Below are 23,466 nucleotides of genomic sequence, written 5' to 3' on the forward strand. Positions count from 1 at the left end.
GACCGCTGGCGCGGCGCCATATGATGCCCTCGCATCAGCGCTCAATCTGCACAAATCGGCCCATTGGCTGAACACTCCCGTCAAATCTTCCGCATAAGGGGAAAAACCGCACAATGCGGTCATTGCCTTTGCCCCGGTTCTGTATCAGCCTGTGCCAACAGCTTGATATCCGCGCCAGAAAGGACCCCCCATGCCCAAAGGATACTGGGTCGCCCATGTCGACGTTGACGATATGGACCGCTACAAGGACTATGTTGCAGCCAATGCGGCCCCCTTTGCCGAATACGGCGCCAAATTCCTGATCCGCGGTGGCCCCAAAGAGGTCCGCGAAGGCCAAACCCGCGCCCGCACCGTGGTGATCGAATTCAAGGATTTTGCCACCGCCAAGGCCTGTTACGACTCCGTCGCCTATCAGCAGGCCAAGGCGCTGCGCGATCCGGTCTCCACCGGCGATATGGAAATCATCGAAGGCTACGGCGACTAGGGCCCGCTTGGTTCTGGACGCGCTCAAGGGTAGAATAGTGCCATGCTGAAGAAACTGTTTCAGGTCTTTCGACCGCAAAAGACCCCCGCCCAGCCGGACCCCGATGCCGAGCTGGCGCTCGGCGCGCTTCTGGTGCGGGTGGCGCAATCGGATCGCGACTACCAGCTGGAAGAGATAAGCCTGATCGACCGTATTCTGGCCCGCCTCTATCAGCACGACGCGATTGAGGCCGCAAAGGTCCGTGCCGCCTGTGAGAAACTGCACGCCGCCGCGCCGGAAACCGACACGTTCGGCCGCCTCATCCGCGAAACAACTGGGCTTGAGGAACGGCTCGCGGCGCTGGATGCGCTCTGGGAGGTGGTGCTGGCGGATGGTCACGAACACCCCGGAGAGATGAAGATCGTAGAGGACGCGCGCAAAGCGATGGGCCTCTCCAAGGCCGACAGCGACACTGCCCGCGCCCGCGCGCAGGGCAAACTGCTTGGCCCCGAGCCTGGCGTGGCCGCAGCTCAGCCGACCACACAAAGCCCGCTTTCGGGCGCCACCACGATACCGCGCACCCCCGACCCGTCAGATAAGGAGCCGCAGCCATGATCAAGGAACTGCTTGGACGACTGCTGGCCCCGGCACCAGAGCCGCTGGACGATGGCGATGCGCGCCTCGCCCTTTGCGCTCTTCTGGTGCGGATTGCGCGGTCTGATCACAACTACTCCGACGATGAACGCGACCGGATCGACCGGATCCTGCGGGCCCGCTACGATCTCGATCTGGGGGGTGCCATCCTGCTGCGCGAACAGGCCGAGGCGCTGGAGGCCGAGGCCCCCGACACCGTCCGGTTTACCCGCGCGATCAAGGACGCCGTTGCGTATGAAAACCGCATGGCCGTGGTCGAAGCCCTGTGGCAGGTGGTGCTGGCCGATGGCAAGCGTGACGCGGCCGAGGACGCGCTTCTGCGCCTGTCTGCCAGCCTCCTGGGGGTAAGCGATGTCGACAGCGCCCGTGCCCGTCAACGCGCGGAGGCCAGCTCATGATCGCCAGTCTGGCGATGTATGACCGCCCCGAAACCGCCCCTGCCCTTGATGCGCTGTGGCAGGCGATCCGGCACGAGCTGACGGCGGCCTCCATCGACGCGCCGGAAACCCTCACCCGTGGCGGCGACCTCTGGTCGATCTGGTCCGATTCGAAATTGCTGCTGGCACAGACCTGCGGCCTGCCCTACCGCACCCGTCTCTATGAGCAGGTCAATCTGGTCACCACACTGGATCACGGCGTCGCGGACTGCCCGCCGGGGCACTACAACAGCGTCTTCATCGCCCATCGCAACCGTGCAGGAAATAGCCTGCAAGCGATCGCAGGCGGCAGCTTTGCCTATAATGAAGCGCTGTCACAATCCGGCTGGGCCGCGCCAATGCTGCATCTGCGCGACCTCTCGCTCCTCCCCGGCAGCCTGTTTCAATCCGGCAGCCATATCGCCTCCGCCCGTGCAGTGGCCGAAGGAACCGCCGATTTCGCCGCCCTTGATGCTGTCAGCTGGACCTTAATGCAGGAACATGACGATTGGGCCAAAGATCTGATTGAAGTGGCGCGCACACCGTCGACGCCGGGTCTGCCGCTGATCACCGCCAGTACCCGTGATCCGGCCCCCCTCCGCACCGCCGTCGCGCAGGCTGTCGCCACTCTGGATGATGAGCACCGCAAAGCCCTGCACCTGAAGGGTGTATGCGAGATCTCACCGGGCGCCTATCTGGCGGTCCCGACACCGCTCGGCCCGGTACTGACCGAGCAATCCATTCGCCAGCAGGCGGCAGGTTGATCCACCAGACTTATCCGCTCCGGCTACCCCCGGAGCGGAGGCCCTCACAACCGCGCCGCGACCTGCCCGGCGCTGATACCCACACGACAGGGCTGGCACAGAGGCCGGCAGATGCCCCGACCGTGAGCAGTCCCAGGACAATTTGATCAGATTATCCGCCAAAATGCCAATTTCCTCGCGTGCCTTCTCGGTTTGCACGTTGCATCCGCGCTTTTTTTCGGTCCAATAAGGACGAATTCAACGACAATTGGACGAGAGACACCTTGACCGACACAACGCCAGTTCTGGAAATCCGCGGCCTGCACAAGTCATATGGCGAGCTGGAAGTGATCAAAGGTGTTGATATCACCGCCCACCGCGGCGATGTGGTTTCCCTCATCGGGTCCTCCGGATCGGGCAAGTCCACTCTGCTGCGCTGCTGCAATCTTCTGGAAGACAGCCAGGAGGGTGATATCCTCTTCAAAGGCGAGCCGATCAACTGGTCCGGAACCGGCCTTGCCCGGCGTCCTTCGGATGCGAAACAGGTGCTGCGCATCCGCACCAATCTGTCCATGGTGTTCCAGCAGTTCAATCTCTGGGCGCATATGACCATTCTGCAAAACGTGATGGAAGCCCCGCTGACCGTCCTTGGCCGCGACCGCGCCGAGGTGGAGGACGCCGCCCGCAAATACCTCACCAAGGTTGGGATCGGCGACAAATGCGATGCCTATCCCGCACAGCTCTCCGGCGGCCAGCAGCAGCGCGCAGCCATCGCGCGCGCACTCTGCATGGAACCTGAGGCACTGCTGTTTGATGAACCCACCTCCGCCCTCGATCCCGAGCTGGAGCAGGAGGTGGTCAAGGTGATCAAGGACCTTGCCGCTGAAGGCCGCACCATGATCATCGTGACCCATGACATGAACATGGCCGCTGATGTCTCCAGCCACATCGTGTTCCTGCACAAAGGCCTCATCGAAGAAGAAGGCTGCCCGGACGAAGTCTTTGGCAGCACCCGATCCGAACGTCTGCGCGGCTTCCTTGCCTCGACACGGCACGGTAAATAACCACCAACAAAAAACCTAACCAAACGGGAGTAACCTCATGAAATCTCTTATCCTCGGCACCGCGGCCCTGGCCCTCACTGCGGGCATCGCGATGGCAGACACTGTGCGTCTGGGCACCGAAGGCGCTTACCCTCCGTACAACTTCCTGAACGATGACGGTCAGGTCGACGGTTTTGAACGTGAGCTGGGCGACGAGCTGTGCAAACGCGCTGAGCTGGACTGCGAATGGGTCACCAACGACTGGGATTCGATCATCCCCAACCTGCTGTCCGGCAACTACGACACCATCATCGCCGGCATGTCGATCACAGCCGAGCGTAAGGAAGTTGTGAACTTCACCACCGGCTACACCCGCCCGTCGCCCTCCGCTTATGCGGCGATGTCGGCTGATGTCGATGTGAACAGCGCCGTTGTGGCAGCTCAGGCCTCGACCATTCAGGCCGCCCATGTCGCCTCCACCGGTGCCACCCTGGTTGAATTCCCCACCCCGGATGAAACCGTTGCCGCTGTGAAAGCCGGCGAAGTGGACGCGGTCATGGCCGACAAGGACTTCCTGATCCCGATCGTGGGCGAAACCGAGATGGAATTTGTCGCAGACGACGTCCTGCTGGGCGACGGCATCGGCATGGCGTTCCGCAAGTCCGACGACGAACTGCGCGGCAAGTTCGACGTGGCCATCGAATCGATGAAGGCAGACGGCTCCCTGAACGCCCTGCTGGAAAAATGGGAAATCGAAGGCCAGTTCTGAGCCCTCGCATCATCCTGATATCAAGGAAGGGGGGCGCCATGCCCCCCTTCGCCCTTGACCGGTCCCGGCCCCATCGCTGCCCCTGACCTGTCCTTGTCCGAACGAGGCCCGCCATCTTCTCCTTTTGCTCTGATCCGGCCAGCCTGGAGGGTTTCCAGTGGCTGAGCTGTTACCTGACAACCGGCAAGCATTTTGCTTTCTACGCCTCCTTCGGGACGGTACTCCTGCTTCTGGCCGTAACCGCCCCGGCGGCGCTGGCCTTCGGCTTTGGCGGCGCCATGGCCGCGCGCGCGCAGTTCGCGCCACTCTCCTGGCTGGGCAAGGCCTATATCGCAGTGGTGCGCGGGGTGCCGGATATCGCGTTCTTCCTGTTCTTCGTGATCGCACTGGATCAGGGCATCGAATATCTGCGCCATCAGGTGAAATGCCCCGACTGGGACGCGCCGGTGCGTCAGGGCAATGACTTTGTAGTCTGTGACATTGCCAAGATGCCGCTCAGTTCTTCCGATCAGTGGATCCACGAGGTCTACGGCTTCTCGCTCGCTGTGGTGACCTTTGCCATCGTGTTCGGCGCCTTTGCTGCCAATGTGCTGTTTGGCGCCATGCGTGCTGTGCCCCGTGCCCAGATCGAGACTGCCGAGGCCTACGGCATGACTCATCGTCAGGCTTTCTGGCGCATTCTGGTGCCGCAGATGTGGACCTATGCGCTGCCCGGCCTGTCGAACCTGTGGATGGTGCTGATCAAGGCCACGCCGCTGCTGTTCCTGCTCGGGGTCGAGGATATCGTCTACTGGGCGCGTGAGCTTGGCGGCTCCAAGACCGCCCGCTTTACCGATTACCCCCATGGCGACTGGCGGATGTGGTACTTCCTCGGCCTTTTGGTGTTCTACCTCGCCTTTACCAAACTCTCCGAGGTGGTGCTGGAGCGCATCCGCACCCGTCTGTCCCATGGTCAGGCCACATTGGCAGGCGAAGCCCAAAGGAAAGCGTCATGAGCTGTTTCCAGACTCTTCAGGACTATGGCCTACGCTCGCTTGGGCTTGGCGAACGCATGTTGCCCCGCAGTGATTTTACCCTCTGCGACCAGTTTGTGCTCATCGGCTCCGGCATGCTGTGGAACATCTACTTTGGCGCCATTGCTGTCGTTGTCGGCTTTGTCATCGCCAATGGCGTGGCGCTGGCCAAGAATTCCACCTCCACACCGCTGCGCAAAGCGGCGGAATGGTTCATCTTCATCTTCCGTGGCTCGCCGCTGTTCATCCAGTTCTTCTTTGCCTACTTCCTGTTCCTGCAACTGAAGTCGGTCTCGCCAATCTTCAATCCGCTGTCGGCGGCCTGGATGGGCGCATTGATCGTGCTGATCCTCAACACAGCCGCCTATTCCGCTGAAATCTTCTACGGCGCGCTGCGGTCGATCCCCAAGGGCGATATCGAGGCCGCAGATGCCTATGGGCTGTCCGGCTGGCCCCGCTTTCGCCGAATCATGTGGCCAACAATGATGCGACTGGCGTGGCCCTCCTACACGAACGAGGCAATCTTCCTGTTCCATGCGACCACGCTGGTGTTCTTCTCCGGTTTCCCGGCCTGGCAACAGCGCGGCGATGCGCTCTACTACGCCAGCTATTTTGCGGATAAAACGTTCAACCCCTTCGTGCCCTACCCGATCCTGGCCTTCTATTTCATCCTGCTGACGCTGGTGGTGATTGGCATCTTTGGCATCATCAACACCCGGCTGAACGCCCACCTGCCCCAGGAAAAACGCCGCAAGATCCGTTATCGGCCAAACCTGATCCGCTGATCAGATCTCCGGAACCAAGCAACCAAAAGGCGCCCTTTACGGCGCCTTTTTCTTTGCCTTGCCGGTATGTTTGACCGAGCCGGTAAAACTTTTGATCAAATTTTCTTTGCGTCTTGCGGATCCTGCTTTAGTAATGGGGAAATCAACCAAGGAGCCTCCGATGGATCTGTCTCATCTGCGCACTATCCGCATCGCCGCCTGTGACCTGAACGGGCAGATGCGCGGCAAGCGTATGCCCGTGGGGCTGGCAGATAAGCTGGCAGATGGCGCCGCACGGATGCCGATCTCCACTCTCAACGTCGATCTCTGGGGCCGCGATGTCGAAGATAACCCGCTGGTGTTTGAGACCGGCGACGCCGATGGCGTGATGCTGCCCACCGAACGTGGTGCCGTCCCGATGCCCTGGTTGGCCAACCCATCCGCGCTGGTCCCGATGGCGATGTACTGGGATGACGGCCGCCCCTTTATGGGCGATCCGCGCCATGTGCTGGCCGATGTGCTGGCCCGCTACCAACAGCGCGGCTGGCGGGTCGTCGCCGCCACCGAGATGGAGTTCAGCCTGCTTGATGACAGCGGCGCACAGCCCGCCCCGCCCATCGACCCGCTCACAGGCCGCGAGCTGGATCAGCAGTCGGTCCTGTCGGTCGCGGAGCTGGATGCCTTTGATGCGTTTTTTACCGACCTCTACGAGGGGTCAGACGCGATGGGCATCCCCGCCCAATCCGCCATCTCGGAGGCCGGTCTGGGCCAGTTTGAAATCAACCTCAACCATCAGGATGCCATGCGCGCCGCCGATGACGCTTGGCTGTTCAAGGCGCTGGTCAAAGGTCTGGCCCGCAAACACGGTTTTGCCGCCACTTTCATGGCCAAACCCTATGCCGAAGAGGCCGGAAATGGCATGCATGTGCATTTCTCGGTCGAGGATAAGGACGGCAACAATGTATTCAACGACGGCACCGAACGCGGCTCAGATCTGTTGATGAACGCGGTGGCCGGCTGCCTCACCGCAATGCCCGCCAGCACGCTGATCCTGGCCCCACATGGCAATTCCTACGACCGGCTGGTGCCCGGCGCCCATGCCCCGGTCAGCGCAGCCTGGGCCTATGAAAACCGCACCGCCGCGATCCGTATCCCCGGCGGCAGCCCAAAGGCGCGCCGCATCGAACACCGGGTCGCAGGCGGCGATATCAACCCCTATCTGATGCTCGCAGTCGTCTTGGGCGCAGCCCTTGTCGGGATTGAAGATGGCGCCACGCCGCCTGCCCCGTCCGAGGGCAACATCTATGAGATTGACGGGTTGCCACAGCTGGCCCCCGACTGGAAAGCCGCGATCGACCTCTTCGACAGCGACCCCCTGATTGCCCGCATTCTGCCGGATCGCGTGATCCGCAATCTGGTGATGATGAAACGTCAGGAGCTGGCAGGCTTCGCCGAGCGCCCGGCAGAGAGTCATTGGCTGTCGTGGCTTGAGGCGGTATGACATCAGCCTGTCAAAGCCCACAACGCCCCGCATCAAGCGCTTGCCTGAGCTGCGGACCTCGGCTAGGCTTAATTTGATCAAATTTGGTGACCCATGAAAATCGGCATTCTGCAAACCGGCCACGCGCCCGAAAACCTGATCGACAGCTCGGGCAACTACGACCAGATGTTCCGCAATCTGCTGGCCGACGGCGGTTTTGACTTCGACACCTACGCGGTGGTCGACAACATTTTCCCCAGCGGCGCTGACGCGGCAGATGGCTGGCTGATCACCGGCTCCAAACATGGCGCCTATGAAGATCACAACTGGATCCCCCCACTGGAGGATCTGATCCGCGAGATCCACGCCCGCAAGCTGCCATTGGTCGGCATCTGCTTTGGTCACCAGATCATTGCTCAGGCGCTTGGCGGCAAGGTTGAGAAATTTGCCGGCGGCTGGGCCGTTGGCCCGGTGACATATCAGATGGACGACAAGCCGCTGCGGCTCAATGCGTGGCATCAGGATCAGGTCACCACCCTGCCCGAAGGCGCGCGGGTACTGGCTGGCAACGATCATTGTAAGAACGGCATCCTCGCCTATGGCGACCACATCTGGACCCTGCAACCGCACCCGGAATTTGCCAGCAGCTTTGTCAGCGGTCTGATCGACAGCCGCGGGCGCGGCGTGGTGCCGGATGCGATCCTGGATGCCGCCAGCACCGAATTACACCACCCCGTCCAATCGGGGGAAATCGCAACCTTCCTCAATGCCTTCTTCCAGAAAGAGAGGACCTGATGTCAGCCTGGCTCGACACCCTTCCCGAAGCTGCCAAAACCTATCTGGAGGGCCGTCGTCTCGACGAGGTTGAATGCATCATCTCGGACCTGCCGGGCATCGCCCGGGGCAAGGCGGTGCCAGCGTCCAAATTTGCCAAGCAGGATTATTTCCACCTGCCCGACAGCATTTTCTACCAGACCATCACCGGCGACTGGGCCGAGGCGGCGGATGACGATGGCTGGATCGAAAAGGACATGATTCTGAAACCGGACATGTCCACCGCCACCGCTGCCCCCTGGACCGGCGACTGGACCCTGCAAGTGATCCACGACGCCTATGACCGCGACCACAAGCCGATCCCCTTCAGCCCGCGCAACGTGCTGAAACGGGTGGTGCAGCTGTACCATGACAAAGGCTGGCAACCGGTTGTGGCACCTGAAATGGAATTCTTCCTCGTCGCGCGCAACATTGACCCGGCGCGTGAAATCGAACCGATGATGGGGCGTTCCGGCCGTCCTGCAGCGGCCCGTCAGGCCTATTCCATGACCGCCGTAGATGAATTTGGCCCGGTGATCGATGATATTTACGACTTTGCCGAAGCCCAAGGCTTTGAAATCGACGGCATCACCCAGGAAGGCGGCGCCGGCCAGCTGGAGATCAACCTGCGCCATGGCGATCCGGTGAAACTGGCCGATGAGGTATTCTATTTCAAACGTCTGATCCGGGAGGCCGCGCTGCGGCACGATTGCTTTGCCACCTTCATGGCCAAACCCATCGCTGATGAACCCGGTTCAGCCATGCACATTCACCATTCGATCATCGACATGGAGAGCGGCGACAATATTTTCTCCGGTCCGCAGGGCGGGGAAACGGATGCGTTTTACCACTTCATCGGCGGCTTGCAGAACCATCTGCCCGCCGGTCTGGCGGTGATGGCGCCTTACGTGAATTCCTATCGCCGCTACGTGAAGGAACAGGCCGCCCCGATCAATCTGGAATGGGCGCGCGACAATCGCACCACCGGGATCCGGGTACCGCTTTCGGGCCCGGAGGCACGGCGGGTGGAAAACCGCATCGCCGGGATGGACTGCAACCCCTATCTGGGGATCGCGCTGTCACTGGCCTGCGGCTATCTGGGTCTTGTCAACGAGGAACGCCCGCGCAAGCAATTCAAGGGCGACGCCTATGCCGGCGACGGTGATATCCCCCAGGTGATGGGACAGGCACTGGATCTCTTTGAAGAGGCCAGCGCGCTGCATGAGGTGCTGGGGCCAGAGTTTGCCCGCGTTTATTCCATCGTGAAACGCGCCGAATATGACGAGTTCCTGCAGGTGATCTCTCCTTGGGAACGTGAGCATCTGCTGCTGAACGTCTAACACTGCCAGCGCTGGCGTCCGCCGCGACCTCAGCGCTGGTGAGTATTTATGGAAAGATGACAGGCAGTTGCGCTTGCCCGCATCGGGCAGCACCTGCCGGTGATTGAGGTGTGTGATGGCATTGAACCTACTCTATTCCAATGACCGCAAAGGGACCTATCCCAACAGCTGGTATGCGGCCACCGCCACACCGCTTGCGCCCTTTACTCCCTTGCAGGGCGAGGCTCGCGCCGATGTCTGCATCGTTGGCGGCGGCTATACCGGCCTGTCTGCCGCATTGCATCTGGCAGAAGCCGGGCGGTCGGTCATCCTGCTGGAGGCCAACCGTGTCGGCTTTGGCGCCTCGGGCCGCAACGGCGGTCAGCTGGGCAGCGGTCAGCGCATGGAACAAGACGGGCTGGAAAGCCTGATGGGTGAGCCGGAGGCCGCCAAACTATGGAGTTTGGCCGAAGACGCCAAGGATCTGGTGAAATCCCTGATCGCACGCCACGGTATCGACTGTCATCTGAAACCCGGCATTGCCCATGCCTGTTTTTCTAAAAGCGACGTCAGCCACGAGCACCGCTATGTCGAACATCTGCAAACCCGCTATGGGTATGGCGACATCACCGCGCTGGACGCGGCTGCATTGCAGGCCATCTGCCCCTCGCCCGCCTATGTCGGCGGCTCGCTGGACATGGGCGCGGGCCATCTGCATCCACTGAACTACGCGCTTGGCCTGGCCCGCGCCGCCGCAGCTGCCGGGGTGCAGATCTGCGAGGGTAGCGAGGTTCTGGACATTGAGACCGGCGCGCAGGTCCGACTGCGCACTGACACAGGCCGCGTCACCGCCGATCATCTGATCCTGGCCTGCAACGGCTATCTCGGCGGCCTCAACCGGCAGGTCGCCGCGCGGGTGATGCCCATCAACAATTTCATCGCCGCGACCGAACCGCTTGGCGAGGAGGCCGCACAAGTATTGGCCCGTGATGTGGCCGTGGCCGATAGCAAATTTGTGGTGAATTACTTCCGGCTCAGCCATGACGGGCGCCTTCTGTTCGGCGGCGGCGAAAGCTATGGCTACCGGTTCCCCAGCGATATCGCCGCCACCGTGCGCAAGCCAATGACCGAGATTTTCCCGCATCTGCACGATGTGAACATTGACTACGCCTGGGGGGGCACCCTGGCCATCACCATGAAGCGGATGCCCTATCTGGCCCGGCTTGCCCCCAATATCCTCAGCGCCTCGGGCTATTCCGGCCATGGTGTCGGCACTGCCACCCATGCAGGCCAGCTGATGGCGCTGGCCATTGCGGGCGACGGAGACGGGTTCGATACAATGGCGCGCGTGCCCGCCCCCGCTTTCCCCGGCGGGGCTGCCATGCGCAGCCCGCTACTGGCGCTGGCGATGACCTGGTATGCGCTGCGCGACAGGCTGGGCATCTAAGATCCAGCAACGCGCTCTCCAGAACGGCGCGCCGCTCCTGCGCCTGACAGGCCCAAAGCAACAGTTTCGTGAAATTATCCGCCAAAACCCGCCGCCCCTGCCGCGGGTGCTTGGCATTTGCCCACATACCTTTTATGTTTTTGGAAAGGTAGTTTCAGGATTTTGAAATATGAGCCAGACATCCCCCTCGCAGGTCCCGAATGTCCATCAGGCAGAACCCATCCCGGAGGCCGCGCGCACAGCACTTGAGGCGTTGATACAATCCGGCGATCTGTTCCGCTACACCGCGCCGCAGGATGCGCCGGTCGCTCTTCTGGAGGAAGAATTCGCCCAGCTCCTTGGCAGCAAATACGCGCTGGCGGTGTCGTCTTGTTCGGCTGCCCTGTTCCTGTCGCTGAAAGCGCTGGATCTGCCCCGTGATGCGCGCGTGCTGATCCCGGGCTTTACCTTCGCCGCTGTCCCCTCCTCTATCGTGCATGCCGACTGCGTGCCGGTGCTGTGCGAGGTGGGCGCGAACTACCGCATCGACATGGCCGATTTTGAGGCCAAGCTGAACGATGTGCAGGCGGTGATCATCAGCCATATGCGCGGCCATACCTCCGATATGGATGCGATTATGGCGCTCTGTCAGGCGCGCGACATTCCGGTGATTGAGGACGCCGCCCATTCGCTGGGCACCACTTGGCATGGTCGCAATATCGGCACGCTGGGCGCCATCGGCTGTTTCTCTTTCCAGTCCTACAAGATGATCAACGCCGGCGAGGGCGGTATTCTGGTCACCGATGATGCCGATCTGGTGGCCCGCGCCGTGATCATGTCCGGTGCCTACGAACACAATTGGAAGAAGCATAAATCCGCACCCGGCGACAACACCGGCGATCTGGAGCAGGCCTTTGCCAAATGGCAGAACCAGCTGCCGCTCTATAACCTGCGGATGAGCAACCTCTCCGCTGTGGTGATCCGTCCGCAACTGCCGGAACTGGCACGCCGGGTCCGCGACGGGCTGAAGAACCACGATTATGTGGCAGATCAGCTCAACCGCTCGCCGCATATCGACGTGCCCGCCCCGCTGAAACCAGAACAGCGCGCGCCGGATTCGATCCAGTTCAATCTGGTTGATATGAGCAGCGAAGAGATCAACCGCTTTGCCGCCGCCGCCGAGGCGCGGGGTGTCAAGGTACAGATCTTCGGCCTCTCCGAAGACAACGCCCGTGCATTCTGGAACTGGCAATTCCTGCGCGACATCCCCGAGCTGCCGCAGACACGCGCGATGCTGATGCAGGCCTGCGATGTACGCCTGCCGGTGCGCCTCACACGCGACGAACTCAATGTGATCGCGGATGTTCTGCTGTCGGCGATGGCCGACGCTATGGGGGCCGCAGCAGCCTGATTTCAGGCCCCATACACAACCGGACACAAAGGCGCGCGGGATGCTTCGGCGCGCCTTTTTCAGTGTGCGGGTGGGAGGAAACCGGCGAATTCCCGACCGCAGCCCGCGCCACCGCTGGACATTACCCGCCCCCCTTGCGAGGGTCAGCGCGAAGACCAGAAGGACAGGCCCATGAGCGCGCGCAAGATCATCATCGACACCGACCCCGGACAGGACGACGCTGTCGCCATTCTGCTGGCGCTGGCCAGCCCACAAGAGATTGATCTGCTTGGGATAACCTGTGTTGCCGGCAATGTGCCTCTAACGCTGACCCAGACCAACGCCCGCCGCGTCTGCGAGGTGGCAGGCCGCCCGGATGTCGCGGTGCACGCAGGCTGTGACACCCCGCTGCAACGGCCCCTGATCACCGCCGAACATGTGCATGGCAAAACCGGCCTTGACGGACCCGAACTGTGGGATCCGACCATGCCGCTGGCTGCAGCACATGGCGTCGATTTCATCATCGACAGCCTGCGCCGCGAAGCCCCCGGCACCGTCACCCTCTGTCCGCTGGGGCCACTGACCAATATCGCCGCCGCCTTTCAAAAGGCCCCTGATATCGCGGACCGCGTGCAGGAGATCGTGCTGATGGGCGGCGCCTATTTTGAGGTCGGCAACATCACCCCGGCGGCGGAATTCAACATCTATGTCGACCCTGAGGCCGCCGCCGCAGTGCTGACCTCAGGCGTGCCGGTCACCATGATGCCGCTGGATGTCACCCATAAGGCGCTCGCCACCCGCGCACGCGTCGAAAAGATCCGTGCCCTCGATACCAAAGTGGCGCGTTTCACCGCCGAGATGCTTGATTTCTTTGAACGCTTTGACGTGGAGAAATACGGCTCCGAAGGCGGCCCGCTGCATGACCCTTGCGTTATTGCCTATCTGATCCGGCCAGAGCTGTTCTCGGGCCGCACGATCAATGTGGTGGTGGAAACCACGTCCGAGCTGACATTGGGCATGACCGTGGCCGATTGGTGGGGGGTCACCGACCGCCCGGCCAATGCGCAGTTTATGGGCGATCTGGATGCAGACGGCTTCTTCGACCTGATCACCACCCGATTGGCGCGGCTATGAGCCTGATCGTTGCCCCAGATCCCACCTGGCCGACACAGGCCAAGGCCGAAGCAGACCGCTGGACAGACAGCGACGTATACGGCCTGATTGAGGTGCATCATATCGGATCAACCGCAGTTCCCGGCCTGCCCGCCAAACCCATCATTGATCTGATACCTGTCTTTGAGAGCGAGGCCGCTATGGATACCGCCCGCCTGACCATTGAGGCGCTTGGGTTCGAATGGCTGGGTGAATTCGGCCTACCCGGACGGCGCTATTGCCGCGCCGATGATCCAGAGACCGGAAAACGCCGGGTGCAGGCCCATTGTTATGTAAAAGGGTCTGACGAGATCACGCGCCATATTGCCTTTCGTGACGCCCTGCGGGCCAACGCCGCACTGCGGGCAGGCTACGCAGCGATCAAGGGCAAATGCGCCGCGCTGCATCCCGGTGACATGCATGGGTATGGTGACTGCAAATCAGACTGGGTGCAAAAGATCGAAGCTCACGCGATCAACGCGCTGGCAACAAAGGAAATCTCATGAGTGCCGCATTGCATCTGGCCCGCCCCGAAGATCTGGACCGTGTTCTGGATCTGGTCGCCGCCTTTCATCAGGAGACTGGCATCGCCTCGGACGACAGTTTGCGCCGCGCGGCCATCGAACCCCTGCTTGAGGGATTGCCCTATGGCGCGGTCTATCTGATTGGCCCCAGCCGCGCACCCGTGGGCTACATCGTTGTAACCTTCAGCTGGTCGGTGGAATTTGGCGGCATGGACGGGTTTGTGGATGAGCTGTTCATTCGTCCCCCCGTGCGCGGTCGCGGCATCGCCACTGAGGTGCTGTTTGCCCTGCCCCGCACCCTGGCTGAGGCCGGTATCAAGGCGCTGCATCTTGAGGTCGACAAAAACGATGACACCGCGCGCGGCCTTTATACCCGTGCCCGGTTTGAACCCCGCGAGCGCTACATGCTGATGAGCCGCAAGCTCTGATCCCATTTCACTGCCATCCGCGGCAGGGGCAAATGTTTTGAGGAAAACATTTCCTGCGCCCGGCCGCGTGGCAGGCGCCCCTACGGGCACAACGCCACTGCCTGACCCATAGGTCCAGTTGCCCCCCCCCCGCGCCTCCAGAAACTTTTCCCAAAAGATTTTTCCCGCTGAGGGAACCGATGTGCAGGTTGTGCGTTCTCTCTCAGACAGCAGGCGACAGAACATCATCTTCTTCCGCACCGCTGACCGGAATTGAACACACCGTGGGACGTGTGGGAGCGCGCTGCCAGAGTTTTGGGAGCGCAACTGAGACAGCGGCAGAAGCCGCAGCATATGGCCGCCCACCGGGGCGGTCGCCGAGGCAAAGCCGACGGCATAATTACCAGCATGGATCCGGCGTCACCCTTCGGGATACGCCCCCTCGACAACGGCTTAGGGGAGCCGTGAGGGACAGGATCCACACTGCTGCGGCCACAATAATCGGCCAAACCGGCCGGGAATCAGGGGTGAGACCCGGCCAACAGACCAGAGCCGCCCCAGGGGTGAGGTGGCTCTGGTCCGCCATAGAACTTATTCGAATCTACCGCGCCCCCCGCGCAATGTGGTCCCTCGTCTCTGCTCGGACGGGGACCACCCCAAATCAGGCAGCGACCACACAGATAAGGTCACTCCCCTCCGCAAGATCACCACGACCGCAACGACCCCTGCGTGTCCAGATCAACAGGACCGCATATAAGACAGGAAAGGAAACCACATGAAAACGCATATTCTCGCCGGGTTGAGCGCCGCCACTCTGGCCGTCTCCGCCTGCTCCGACCTCACTCCGGAACAACGCACCGTGGCCGGGGTGGCCGGTGGTGCCGCCGCCGGTCTGATCGCCGCCGATGCGCTCAAGGCAGATGACGATTGGCGCCTCATCGCCGCCCTTGGCGGCGCAGCAGCGGGCACCGTGGTGGCCCAGAACAGCCAGTCCCGCCAATGCGCCTATTCCCGCGGCGACGGCACCTATTACACGGCGGCCTGCCCATAAGGTTCACGTAACCTATCTTCCGCGCGCGTGACCGCCACCGAAGCGATGCCATGCGAAACGGAACCAATCACACGAAAAAGACCCTGAGAGCAAATCGCCCTCAGGGTCTTTCCCATTCGCCAACGGCTGAAAAAGCCGCGCCCCCCGTCGGCGCAAGCCCCCTGGAACAGGAAGGGCCCAGATGCTGTCGATCCCCCTTGGCAGCGCGCGTCAAAGCCCCCCGGCAACAGTCGCGCCCTGTGTCATCGACAGGCTAAGAACCGGATCACTCATACCAACAGTCTGCCCGCTCAGCGGATAGCGCCCAGGTCCCGCGCATCCCGCCAGCAGCGCCACCGCAACAACTATCCCGATAGGCAGCCAGCTTCCCGCACCCGCCGTCGCAAGAGCAGGTGCCACCGGCACTTTTGCGTCAGCCTTGGTCACCGAAACGGTTGGCCGGGCTTTCGGATGTGGTCTTACTCGCATGGTCTTCCCCCTCCTCAGCCAGCGCCACCCCCGTAGCGCCTGATCCAGAGACTGCCACAGCCATTCTCACGCGTCTGTGAACAAAGCCACATACGCGCGCTATTCGCACATAATTTGAAAAATGAGCACGGATCGACGCTGAACAGGCGACAGGCCTATCTCCTGTCCCTGCGCACTCGTGCGTCAGTTGGGATGGTATTTCGGGAGGGAGCCGACGTCAGATCAACACCCGCCTTCAGCCACCACCTCCGGCGACCCCAGGCCGTATCGCATCGGGTCGCCTCGCATCAGCTCGCGCCGCATTAGGCCAAGCGGCGCATCAGTTGCAGATCACAGGCCGTGGCATACCCCATCGCCCGCTTGATCCCCGGCAGCATGGCCGCCCCGTTCATCGCAAAACTCAGCTCGATCAGCCCCGCCTCGCCGTAGGCCGCGCGCACGATTTCCCGCGCCTCCGGATCATCCGTTCGCGCACCAGCGACAGCCCCGGAGAGCCGCACAACTGCCTCCAGCTCCGGTTCCAGCGTGCCTCCCGTCAGGATCGACTGGATCAACTCCGGCGTCAGCCCAGCGGATTTCGCCAGATTGATCTCAGCCTCCACACAGGTGCCACAATCCGCACTCAACGCACCTGTCAACCGCGCTGCGTGATAAGCAGCCGCAGGCACATGACGGTTGGGATCCAGAAACCCGAAGACCCGATTGTAACGCGTCAGCAGGCCGAAATCAGCATCCGCAATCGCATGAGAGTAATCCAGAGAAACGCCAACCCGGCGCTCCGCTCTGCGAATAAGGAAATGCGCAATCTTCTTAAGCATGGTCAAACACCACAGATACAAACACAAAGTAAAAAGGCCGGAGCAACACGCCCCGGCCTCTGTTCTTATTTCAGGATAGAGCGGCCCGCGTATTCAGCCACCTCACCCAGCATTTCCTCAATCCGGATCAGTTGGTTGTACTTCGCGAGCCGGTCGGACCGTGCCAGCGAACCCGTCTTGATCTGACCGCAATTGGTGGCCACGGCGAGGTCGGCAATGGTGGCGTCCTCAGTCTCGCCGGAGCGGTGCGACATCACATTGGTATAGCGCGCACGATGCGCCATATCGACGGCCTTCAGCGTCTCGGTCAATGTGCCGATCTGGTTCACTTTCACCAGCATGGAGTTGGCGCAGCCGCGCGCAATGCCATCGGCCAGACGGGCAGGATTGGTCACGAACAGGTCGTCGCCGACCAGCTGCACCTTGTCGCCCAGCTCATCGGTCAGCGCCTTCCAGCCGTCCCAGTCGTCCTCACCCATGCCATCTTCGATGGAGATGATCGGGTAGTCCTTCACCAACGCTGCCAGATAGGCGACGTTTTCAGCAGAGGTCAGCGTCTTGCCTTCGCCGGACAGCACATATTTGCCGTCCTTGTAGTATTCGGTCGCCGCGCAATCGAGCGCCAGATAGATTTCCTCGCCCGGCTTGTAACCGGCCTTCTCGATGGACTTCAGAACAAAATCCAGCGCTTCGCGAGTGGAGGCGATATTGGGGGCAAAACCGCCCTCATCACCAATCCCGGTCGACAGACCTGCCGCCGACAGCTCTTTCTTCAGGGTGTGGAACACTTCAGAGCCCATGCGCACCGCGTCGCGGATGTTTTCCGCGGCCACCGGCATGATCATGAATTCCTGAATGTCGATCGGGTTGTCGGCGTGTTCGCCGCCGTTGATGATGTTCATCATCGGCACCGGCAGCATACGCGCCGAGGTGCCACCGATGTAACGATACAGCGGCTGGGTGGTGAAATCGGCTGCGGCCTTGGCCACCGCCATGGAGACACCCAGAATAGCGTTGGCACCCAGACGGCCCTTGTTCTCGGTGCCGTCCAGCTCAATCATCGCCATGTCGACAGCGACCTGCTCGCAGGCGTCAAAGCCGACCAGCTCTTCTGCGATCTCACCATTGACTGCCGCTACCGCTTCCAGAACGCCTTTGCCCAGATAGCGGGATTTGTCGCCGTCGCGCTTTTCCACCGCCTCATAGGCCCCGGTCGAGGCGCCGGATGGCACCGCCGCGCGGCCCATGGTGCCGTCTTCCAGCATGACATCAACCTCGACGGTCGGGTTGCCCCGGCTGTCCAGAATTTCACGGGCGTGGATATCGATAATGGTGCTCATCACTCGGGTCCCTGATCTTGGCAAATGGTTGCGGCAATTCTTGCCAGCGTCATAGCATCCACAGGGCAAAAGTAAACCACGGGCGTTATCGCTAACGTGACTTATTTTACGGGGTTAGGGCTAACAGGCGCCTGTTTGCGCAACCAATTGCCCCCGGTTTTCGCTGCCGCCGCTTCAGGCCGTGGCCACCGCCGCCGCGCGGGCTGCATGCCGCGCCAGACGCCGCTCCCGCAGGAACGTGTATAGCCCGGACCCAATGATCAGCGCTGACCCAATCAGCGTCATGCCATCCGGCGCCTCGGCAAAGACCAGCACGCCGATCAGGGTCGAAAACACCAGCCGCGAGTAGCGAAACGGCGTGATCACAGCGGCATTGCCAATCCGGGTCGCAGTGACGATGCCGTAATAGCCCAGCACGCCAAAGATCACACCGCCCAGCAGCATCCCCCATTGGCCGCCCTGCAGGGCCACAGGCTCTCCGGGAAGGACCAGCAACATCACCAGCCCGGCCGGGATCACCGACCCAAAAGCCTGCGAACTGACCACGGCAGAGGGCACAGCGCTGTCCATCACCCGCGTCATCAGGTCGCGCGCAGCAACCGCCACCACCGAGATCAGCACCAAAAGCACACCGGGTTCAAACCCCGCCAAGCCGGGCCGGACAATCATCAACACCCCGGCAAATCCGACAAGGATTGCACTCCAGCGCCGCCATCCCACGTCCTCGCCCAGAAACAGCGCCGCCCCCACGGTAACCGCCAGCGGCATCGCCTGGAACACCGCCGCCACTGTGGAGATATCCACCACCGCCAGCGCCGAGGCAAAGCTGACCGCCGCCAGTGCCTCCAGTGAGGCGCGCAGAACCGGCTGCCAGCGCCAGTTGCGCGGCGCCAGGACCCGGTGCCCCTGCAGCTTGGCCCAGATCACAAACACCGTGCCGCTGCCAAGGCCCAGCATCATCAGGATCTGACCCACGGGCACCGATTTGGCGAGCTGCTTGATGAACATATCTTCCAGCGAGAACCCCGCCATGGCGAGGATCACCAACAAAATTCCTGTAACATTGTTCATCGTGATCGTCCCGTGAAGGTGGTTTGTGCCCGTCATAATGGTCTATGAACGGCATCAAAGCTGCAGCATCGGCCAATCCGGCCAGCAAACATCAGCCAGCGACAGCGAACAACTCCGTTTGCGACGTTGCCCCATGACTTCATGTGACCTCTGCCATCACGCCCTGTGATGGGCATCCCGCGTCAGCCCCCGTGGCGCATCGGACTTTTCCTCAAAATTCCGTCCCGTTTTCTTGGACAAGAAAACGCCCGCGCTCAATCCCGCTTACGCGGCACACCGTAGAGCTCCAGCTTATGGCCCCGCAGCTCATAACCCAGCTTTTCGGCGATCTTCTCCTGCAAAGCCTCAATCTCGGGATCGCAGAACTCGATCACCGCGCCTGTGGTCATATCGATCAGATGGTCATGATGCTCCCGGTCGGCATCCTCATACCGCGCGCGTCCGTCACCGAACTCCAGTCGCTCCAGAATGCCCGCCTCGTCAAACAGTTTCACCGTGCGATAGACCGTGGCCAGCGAAATCGCCCCGTCCAAGGCACTGGCACGGGCATAGAGCTCCTCGACATCCGGGTGATCGGCGCTCTCTTGCAGCACGCGGGCAATCACCCGTCGCTGGCCTGTCATCCGAAGACCTATGGCTTCGCAGCGTGAGATAATCGTCTCGCTCATGGTCGTCCTCTATGCAGCGTGGCGTCCCTGTTTATACAAAGACGCAGGCCGCGCAAACCGGGTTTTTACACTCTTTGGCGCAGAATAACCGGCAATTGACCATTGACTTTCACCGCCGACAGGCCCATCTCCCGCTTCAGGCATCCCTCCCTGCCGCGTGAGCAGAGGACGTCGGGCCGCGCCAGACAGAGTGCGCAGGCAAATGAACCGACCCTAAGGATATGCCACCGTTCCCAATATCACGCGTGGGGCACTCGCAGCGACCAGCGGTCTGGCATGATGCCCGTCCGCCCGAGGTCCCTGCCCCAACGACAGTCCGCCCGGCATACGCATGGGCGGCACCGGCCGTGGCACCCGCCCGGCTGTGAAAGGACGAGACGTGACAGAATTTTCAACCATGGGGCTGCCCGAAAAGCTCCTGACCCGCATTGCTGAGCTGGGCTACACAGATCCTACCCCGATTCAGGCACGCGCAATTCCGCATGCGCTGAACGGCCAGGACGTGCTGGGCCTGGCGCAGACCGGCACCGGCAAGACCGCTGCCTTCGGCGTGCCCCTGATTGCCCAGATGATGCAATATGGCCGCAAGCCTGCCGCCAAAACCGTGCGCGGTCTGGTGCTGGCGCCGACCCGCGAACTGGCCAACCAGATCGCGGCCAACCTCAAAGGCCTGACCGAAGGCACCCCGATCAAAACCGGGCTGGTTGTCGGCGGTGTGTCGATCAACCCACAGATCAGCCGCCTGTCGCGCGGCACCGACATCCTGATCGCCACGCCGGGCCGTCTTCTGGACATCCTCGACCGTGGCGCGCTGGACCTCGGCTCCTGCGACTTCCTCGTATTGGACGAGGCGGATCAGATGCTGGACCTCGGCTTTATCCACGCGCTGCGCAAAATCGCGGCGCTGCTGCCCGAACAGCGCCAGACCATGCTGTTCTCGGCCACCATGCCCAAGCAGATGAACGAGATCGCCAACTCCTACCTGCAAAGCCCCGTCCGGATCGAGGTGAACCCTCCCGGCAAAGCCGCAGACAAGATCACCCAGTCGGTGCATTTCATCGCCAAGGCTGAAAAACTGTCGCTCCTGAAGGAGCTGCTGGGCGCCCACAAGGACGAGCGCACGCTGGTCTTTGGTCGCACCAAACACGGTATGGAAAAGCTGATGAAGACGCTGTCCGCAGCAGGGTTCTCAGCGGCGGCGATCCACGGCAACAAATCCCAGGGCCAGCGCGAACGCGCGCTTGCCTCGTTCAAATCGGGCGAGGTGAAGATCCTCGTGGCCACCGATGTGGCCGCCCGTGGTCTGGACATCCCCGACGTGAAATACGTCTACAACTACGAGCTGCCCAACGTCCCCGACGCCTATGTGCACCGCATTGGCCGGACCGCACGCGCGGGCAAGGATGGTCAGGCCGTGGCCTTCTGCGCGCCCGATGAGATGGGCGAACTGAAAGCCATTCAGAAAACCATGAACCTCAATATCCCGGTGGCGTCCGGCCGTCCGTGGGAGGTGCTGCCCGATGCAAAGGCTCCGGCCGGACGTCGCGGTGGTGGCAAACCCGGTGGCGGCGGCAAACCCGGCGGTCATCGTCGGCGGCGCAGTGGCGGCGGTGGCGGCGGCCAGAGCGGCGCGCGCAGCGGTGGTCAGGGTGCGGGTCAAGGTGGCGGACAGGGCAAAGCCGGCGGTCAGCGCCGCCGCGCCCAGTAAGCCCGACCGGGTGACCTCAGCCGCCTCTCTTCGAGGCCGCAGCTGAACCCAAATATAAAGCCGGGGCCGCATTCCGCGTCTCCGGCTTTTTCTATCTGTCCGGCTTTGCTCTGTGCTACGCCGCCAGCCCACCACGGCAGCGAGATGGTCTACCCAGTCCCTAGGCCTGACCCGCCGCCACCAGATCCGCCCAGACCGGCAGATGGTCGGAGGCGATATGCGCCGGCCGCGCCCGATAAACACCGCTGTCCACAACCTCCAGCCCCGCGCTCACCGCAATCCGGTCCAGCGCGCCCATCGGCCGCAGCGCCGGGAAGCTCGGGCGCGGCGGCACAAATCGCAGATCCGGCGCCAGATGGTCCAGAACTGGCTGGCGTGACCAGTCATTGAAATCGCCGGCCCACACGGTCGGCAGCGCAGGCTCTCGTGCGATCACCTCGGCCAGATGATGTACCTGCTCATGCCGCGCCTTGGTGGTCAGCCCCAGATGCGCCCCCACCACCCTGAGCGGTCCAAGCCCGGTCTGAAACAGCGCCCAGACAGCGCCGCGTGGCTCCAGCCCCGGCAGGGGGATATGGCCATGGTCCTGTAATTCGATCCCATCGCCCCGCCAAATGACCGCATTGCCATGCCAGCCCAGCGACCCTGCCCCGCCCAGATCGACAATCTGCCACCCCGCCTCATCCAGAATGAAATGCGGCAGCGCGGCGGGTCGTGGCGGCAGCCGTTTGTCGGCCTCCTGTAACAGAACCAGATCCGCCCCGGTGCCCTCGATCACCTGCAAGGTCCGGCGCGGGCGGCGGCGCAGATCAAGCCCGACAGACTTCTGGATGTTGTAACTCGCCAAGCGCAGCCGACCGGGCTGCCTGCTCTGTTCCTGCGTCATTCCGCCTGCCTTATGTGCTGCCAATCTGGTGCGCGATACGGGCCACAGCATGACCCAAAATCGGGTAACAGGCCAGAGCCCCGCAAGGCAGATCCGCAGTGCCTAAACACCTGATTTGCCACCTTGACACCGCTGCCACCCCCGCCTCTTGTGGCGCGATGAGTGAAAAGCGCACAATGGACGGCATCGGAGCCGCAATGCTCATCGGCTTCAGCGGGCTGATGGGCTTCAATCAGGTGGTGATCAAGGTCTCCAACGGCGGCTTTGGCCCGGTGTTTCAGGCGGGCCTGCGCTCTCTCATCGGGTTAGCAGTGCTGCTCGCATGGCTCGCCTTTCGCGGCCAGATGAAGCGCGCCAGCAACCCAGCGCCTGCGCCGACGCCAACACATTGGACGCGCTCCGTCCATCTCTGGGGGCTGGTGTCAGGCCTGTTGTTCACGGCCGAATTTGTCTGCCTTTACATCGCACTGGACCTATCATCAGTGTCCCGCGTCACCATTATCTTCAACTCCATGCCGGTCTGGCTGGCGTTGGCGGGCCATCTTCTGTTACCCGGAGAGCAGCTTAACTCAATGCGCATGCTGGGTCTTGTGCTGGCCATGGGCGGCGTGGTGCTGGCGGTTCTGCACCGGGGCAGCGGCGATGCCTCGCTACTGGGCGATATTCTCGCGCTTGCGGCCACGCTGGCTTGGGCAGGAATTGCCCTCTGCGCGCGCCTGTCGCCACTGGCCCATGTCCCGCCCATACGTCAGCTGACCTATCAGCTGGCCACCTCGGCGTTGGTGCTGCTAGCGATCTCGCCGCTGTTTGGCCCGCTCCTGCGCAACCCCACCGCGCTGCATATCTCTGGCGTGGTGTTTCAGGCCGTGGCCATTGCCAGCCTCGGCTATCTCCTCTGGCTCTGGCTGATCAGCATCTACCGCGCGAATGCGGTCGCCTCCTTCAGCTTTCTGTCGCCAGTGATCGCCGCCATCCTTGGCTGGTTGCTACTGGACGAGGTGATCTACCCGCAGGTCTGGGCCGCGCTGGCACTGGTCGCCATCGGCATCGTGCTGATCAATCGCAAGTAGCCACGCAGCA

The 23,466-nt window shown here is 62.1% G+C and carries 25 protein-coding genes; 19 read left to right on the forward strand and 6 right to left on the reverse strand.

What is annotated here, in order from left to right; translation table 11 throughout:
• Nucleotides 1-190: 190 nt before the first annotated feature.
• The 17 genes from INHI_RS0110040 to INHI_RS0110120 all read left to right on the forward strand — a co-directional run bounded on the left by INHI_RS0110040 (nucleotide 191) and on the right by INHI_RS0110120 (nucleotide 15,427).
• Nucleotides 191-484: a DUF1330 domain-containing protein gene (locus INHI_RS0110040; RefSeq protein ID WP_014874274.1), complete on the forward strand. Its 294-nt coding sequence runs from the start codon at nucleotides 191-193 to the stop codon at nucleotides 482-484.
• A gap of 42 nt (nucleotides 485-526) precedes the next feature.
• Nucleotides 527-1,078, forward strand: a complete 552-nt coding sequence (locus tag INHI_RS0110045) for a tellurite resistance TerB family protein (protein WP_027247563.1) — start codon at nucleotides 527-529, stop codon at nucleotides 1,076-1,078.
• Nucleotides 1,075-1,515 (forward strand): tellurite resistance TerB family protein, encoded by a 441-nt coding sequence (locus tag INHI_RS0110050; protein WP_014879681.1) that lies wholly within the window; start codon nucleotides 1,075-1,077, stop codon nucleotides 1,513-1,515. The genes INHI_RS0110045 and INHI_RS0110050 overlap by 4 nt, the downstream gene beginning before the upstream one ends.
• The gene (locus INHI_RS0110055) at nucleotides 1,512-2,297 is read left to right on the forward strand and encodes a phosphate/phosphite/phosphonate ABC transporter substrate-binding protein (protein WP_014879680.1); all 786 of its coding nucleotides are present in this window, start codon (nucleotides 1,512-1,514) and stop codon (nucleotides 2,295-2,297) included. The genes INHI_RS0110050 and INHI_RS0110055 overlap by 4 nt, the downstream gene beginning before the upstream one ends.
• Nucleotides 2,298-2,560: 263 nt before the next feature.
• Entirely contained in the window at nucleotides 2,561-3,340 is a 780-nt protein-coding gene (locus INHI_RS0110060; RefSeq protein ID WP_014879679.1) for an ABC transporter ATP-binding protein, read from the forward strand.
• 37 nt (nucleotides 3,341-3,377) lie between these two features.
• Nucleotides 3,378-4,088, forward strand: coding sequence for a transporter substrate-binding domain-containing protein (locus tag INHI_RS0110065; protein ID WP_014874269.1), 711 nt, complete (start codon nucleotides 3,378-3,380; stop codon nucleotides 4,086-4,088).
• 113 nt (nucleotides 4,089-4,201) lie between these two features.
• Entirely contained in the window at nucleotides 4,202-5,083 is an 882-nt protein-coding gene (locus INHI_RS0110070; protein ID WP_076619744.1) for an ABC transporter permease, read from the forward strand.
• Nucleotides 5,080-5,886, forward strand: coding sequence for an ABC transporter permease (locus INHI_RS0110075; protein ID WP_014874267.1), 807 nt, complete (start codon nucleotides 5,080-5,082; stop codon nucleotides 5,884-5,886). Before INHI_RS0110070 ends, INHI_RS0110075 begins: the two co-directional genes overlap by 4 nt.
• Before the next feature lie 160 nt (nucleotides 5,887-6,046).
• On the forward strand, nucleotides 6,047-7,366 hold the full coding sequence (locus INHI_RS0110080) for a glutamine synthetase family protein (protein WP_027247565.1): 1,320 nt from the start codon (nucleotides 6,047-6,049) through the stop codon (nucleotides 7,364-7,366).
• A gap of 93 nt (nucleotides 7,367-7,459) precedes the next feature.
• A complete protein-coding gene (locus INHI_RS0110085; protein ID WP_027247566.1) occupies nucleotides 7,460-8,140 on the forward strand; it encodes a type 1 glutamine amidotransferase in 681 nt (226 codons plus the stop codon).
• Nucleotides 8,140-9,498: a glutamine synthetase family protein gene (locus INHI_RS0110090; RefSeq protein ID WP_014874264.1), complete on the forward strand. Its 1,359-nt coding sequence runs from the start codon at nucleotides 8,140-8,142 to the stop codon at nucleotides 9,496-9,498. Before INHI_RS0110085 ends, INHI_RS0110090 begins: the two co-directional genes overlap by 1 nt.
• A gap of 115 nt (nucleotides 9,499-9,613) precedes the next feature.
• On the forward strand, nucleotides 9,614-10,924 hold the full coding sequence (locus INHI_RS0110095; RefSeq protein WP_027247567.1) for an NAD(P)/FAD-dependent oxidoreductase: 1,311 nt from the start codon (nucleotides 9,614-9,616) through the stop codon (nucleotides 10,922-10,924).
• Nucleotides 10,925-11,093: 169 nt separating this feature from the next.
• On the forward strand, nucleotides 11,094-12,314 hold the full coding sequence (locus tag INHI_RS0110100) for a DegT/DnrJ/EryC1/StrS family aminotransferase (RefSeq protein WP_027247568.1): 1,221 nt from the start codon (nucleotides 11,094-11,096) through the stop codon (nucleotides 12,312-12,314).
• Nucleotides 12,315-12,485: 171 nt separating this feature from the next.
• Entirely contained in the window at nucleotides 12,486-13,427 is a 942-nt protein-coding gene (locus tag INHI_RS0110105) for a nucleoside hydrolase (protein WP_027247569.1), read from the forward strand.
• Nucleotides 13,424-13,951: a GrpB family protein gene (locus INHI_RS0110110; RefSeq protein ID WP_027247570.1), complete on the forward strand. Its 528-nt coding sequence runs from the start codon at nucleotides 13,424-13,426 to the stop codon at nucleotides 13,949-13,951. The genes INHI_RS0110105 and INHI_RS0110110 overlap by 4 nt, the downstream gene beginning before the upstream one ends.
• Nucleotides 13,948-14,397, forward strand: a complete 450-nt coding sequence (locus tag INHI_RS0110115) for a GNAT family N-acetyltransferase (protein ID WP_014874259.1) — start codon at nucleotides 13,948-13,950, stop codon at nucleotides 14,395-14,397. Before INHI_RS0110110 ends, INHI_RS0110115 begins: the two co-directional genes overlap by 4 nt.
• 754 nt (nucleotides 14,398-15,151) lie before the next feature.
• Complete coding sequence (locus INHI_RS0110120) at nucleotides 15,152-15,427, forward strand: glycine zipper 2TM domain-containing protein (RefSeq protein WP_014874258.1); 276 nt, start codon at nucleotides 15,152-15,154, stop codon at nucleotides 15,425-15,427.
• A gap of 210 nt (nucleotides 15,428-15,637) precedes the next feature.
• On the opposite strand, the gene INHI_RS21075 is transcribed toward INHI_RS0110120, so the two are convergent.
• The 5 genes from INHI_RS21075 to INHI_RS0110140 form a co-directional block, all read right to left on the reverse strand.
• On the reverse strand, nucleotides 15,638-15,895 hold the full coding sequence (locus tag INHI_RS21075) for a hypothetical protein (RefSeq protein WP_102874493.1): 258 nt from the start codon (nucleotides 15,893-15,895) through the stop codon (nucleotides 15,638-15,640).
• 302 nt (nucleotides 15,896-16,197) lie between these two features.
• Nucleotides 16,198-16,713, reverse strand: a complete 516-nt coding sequence (locus INHI_RS0110125) for a carboxymuconolactone decarboxylase family protein (RefSeq protein WP_014874257.1) — start codon at nucleotides 16,711-16,713, stop codon at nucleotides 16,198-16,200.
• A 65-nt stretch (nucleotides 16,714-16,778) separates the two neighbouring features.
• Nucleotides 16,779-18,053 carry a phosphopyruvate hydratase gene (eno, locus tag INHI_RS0110130; RefSeq protein ID WP_027247571.1) on the reverse strand — a complete coding sequence of 425 codons (1,275 nt, stop codon included), beginning with the start codon at nucleotides 18,051-18,053 and terminating at the stop codon, nucleotides 16,779-16,781.
• 174 nt (nucleotides 18,054-18,227) lie between these two features.
• A complete protein-coding gene (locus INHI_RS0110135) occupies nucleotides 18,228-19,124 on the reverse strand; it encodes a DMT family transporter (protein ID WP_027247572.1) in 897 nt (298 codons plus the stop codon).
• Between the two features lie 254 nt (nucleotides 19,125-19,378).
• Nucleotides 19,379-19,792, reverse strand: a complete 414-nt coding sequence (locus INHI_RS0110140) for a Fur family transcriptional regulator (protein ID WP_014879669.1) — start codon at nucleotides 19,790-19,792, stop codon at nucleotides 19,379-19,381.
• 379 nt (nucleotides 19,793-20,171) lie between these two features.
• Between INHI_RS0110140 and INHI_RS0110145 the strand changes: the two genes are divergently transcribed.
• Nucleotides 20,172-21,500 (forward strand): DEAD/DEAH box helicase, encoded by a 1,329-nt coding sequence (locus INHI_RS0110145; protein WP_036767283.1) that lies wholly within the window; start codon nucleotides 20,172-20,174, stop codon nucleotides 21,498-21,500.
• Nucleotides 21,501-21,660: 160 nt separating this feature from the next.
• On the opposite strand, the gene INHI_RS0110150 is transcribed toward INHI_RS0110145, so the two are convergent.
• On the reverse strand, nucleotides 21,661-22,386 hold the full coding sequence (locus tag INHI_RS0110150) for an endonuclease/exonuclease/phosphatase family protein (protein WP_036767012.1): 726 nt from the start codon (nucleotides 22,384-22,386) through the stop codon (nucleotides 21,661-21,663).
• Nucleotides 22,387-22,562: 176 nt separating this feature from the next.
• Here INHI_RS0110150 and INHI_RS0110155 point away from each other — a divergent pair, with 176 nt between their 5' ends.
• Nucleotides 22,563-23,456 carry a DMT family transporter gene (locus tag INHI_RS0110155; protein WP_199537867.1) on the forward strand — a complete coding sequence of 298 codons (894 nt, stop codon included), beginning with the start codon at nucleotides 22,563-22,565 and terminating at the stop codon, nucleotides 23,454-23,456.
• Nucleotides 23,457-23,466: the final 10 nt, after the last annotated feature.

Source organism: Phaeobacter inhibens DSM 16374 (assembly GCF_000473105.1).
Classification (GTDB): domain Bacteria; phylum Pseudomonadota; class Alphaproteobacteria; order Rhodobacterales; family Rhodobacteraceae; genus Phaeobacter; species Phaeobacter inhibens.

Coding starts and splice junctions, on each gene's coding strand:
- INHI_RS0110040 (WP_014874274.1), top strand. CDS start 191: ATGCCCAAAGGATACTGGGTCGCCCATGTCGACGTTGACGATATGGAC.
- INHI_RS0110045 (WP_027247563.1), top strand. CDS start 527: ATGCTGAAGAAACTGTTTCAGGTCTTTCGACCGCAAAAGACCCCCGCC.
- INHI_RS0110050 (WP_014879681.1), top strand. CDS start 1,075: ATGATCAAGGAACTGCTTGGACGACTGCTGGCCCCGGCACCAGAGCCG.
- INHI_RS0110055 (WP_014879680.1), top strand. CDS start 1,512: ATGATCGCCAGTCTGGCGATGTATGACCGCCCCGAAACCGCCCCTGCC.
- INHI_RS0110065 (WP_014874269.1), top strand. CDS start 3,378: ATGAAATCTCTTATCCTCGGCACCGCGGCCCTGGCCCTCACTGCGGGC.
- INHI_RS0110075 (WP_014874267.1), top strand. CDS start 5,080: ATGAGCTGTTTCCAGACTCTTCAGGACTATGGCCTACGCTCGCTTGGG.
- INHI_RS0110080 (WP_027247565.1), top strand. CDS start 6,047: ATGGATCTGTCTCATCTGCGCACTATCCGCATCGCCGCCTGTGACCTG.
- INHI_RS0110085 (WP_027247566.1), top strand. CDS start 7,460: ATGAAAATCGGCATTCTGCAAACCGGCCACGCGCCCGAAAACCTGATC.
- INHI_RS0110090 (WP_014874264.1), top strand. CDS start 8,140: ATGTCAGCCTGGCTCGACACCCTTCCCGAAGCTGCCAAAACCTATCTG.
- INHI_RS0110095 (WP_027247567.1), top strand. CDS start 9,614: ATGGCATTGAACCTACTCTATTCCAATGACCGCAAAGGGACCTATCCC.
- INHI_RS0110100 (WP_027247568.1), top strand. CDS start 11,094: ATGAGCCAGACATCCCCCTCGCAGGTCCCGAATGTCCATCAGGCAGAA.
- INHI_RS0110105 (WP_027247569.1), top strand. CDS start 12,486: ATGAGCGCGCGCAAGATCATCATCGACACCGACCCCGGACAGGACGAC.
- INHI_RS0110110 (WP_027247570.1), top strand. CDS start 13,424: ATGAGCCTGATCGTTGCCCCAGATCCCACCTGGCCGACACAGGCCAAG.
- INHI_RS0110115 (WP_014874259.1), top strand. CDS start 13,948: ATGAGTGCCGCATTGCATCTGGCCCGCCCCGAAGATCTGGACCGTGTT.
- INHI_RS0110120 (WP_014874258.1), top strand. CDS start 15,152: ATGAAAACGCATATTCTCGCCGGGTTGAGCGCCGCCACTCTGGCCGTC.
- INHI_RS21075 (WP_102874493.1), bottom strand. CDS start 15,895: ATGCGAGTAAGACCACATCCGAAAGCCCGGCCAACCGTTTCGGTGACC.
- INHI_RS0110125 (WP_014874257.1), bottom strand. CDS start 16,713: ATGCTTAAGAAGATTGCGCATTTCCTTATTCGCAGAGCGGAGCGCCGG.
- eno (WP_027247571.1), bottom strand. CDS start 18,053: ATGAGCACCATTATCGATATCCACGCCCGTGAAATTCTGGACAGCCGG.
- INHI_RS0110135 (WP_027247572.1), bottom strand. CDS start 19,124: ATGAACAATGTTACAGGAATTTTGTTGGTGATCCTCGCCATGGCGGGG.
- INHI_RS0110140 (WP_014879669.1), bottom strand. CDS start 19,792: ATGAGCGAGACGATTATCTCACGCTGCGAAGCCATAGGTCTTCGGATG.
- INHI_RS0110150 (WP_036767012.1), bottom strand. CDS start 22,386: ATGACGCAGGAACAGAGCAGGCAGCCCGGTCGGCTGCGCTTGGCGAGT.
- INHI_RS0110155 (WP_199537867.1), top strand. CDS start 22,563: ATGGACGGCATCGGAGCCGCAATGCTCATCGGCTTCAGCGGGCTGATG.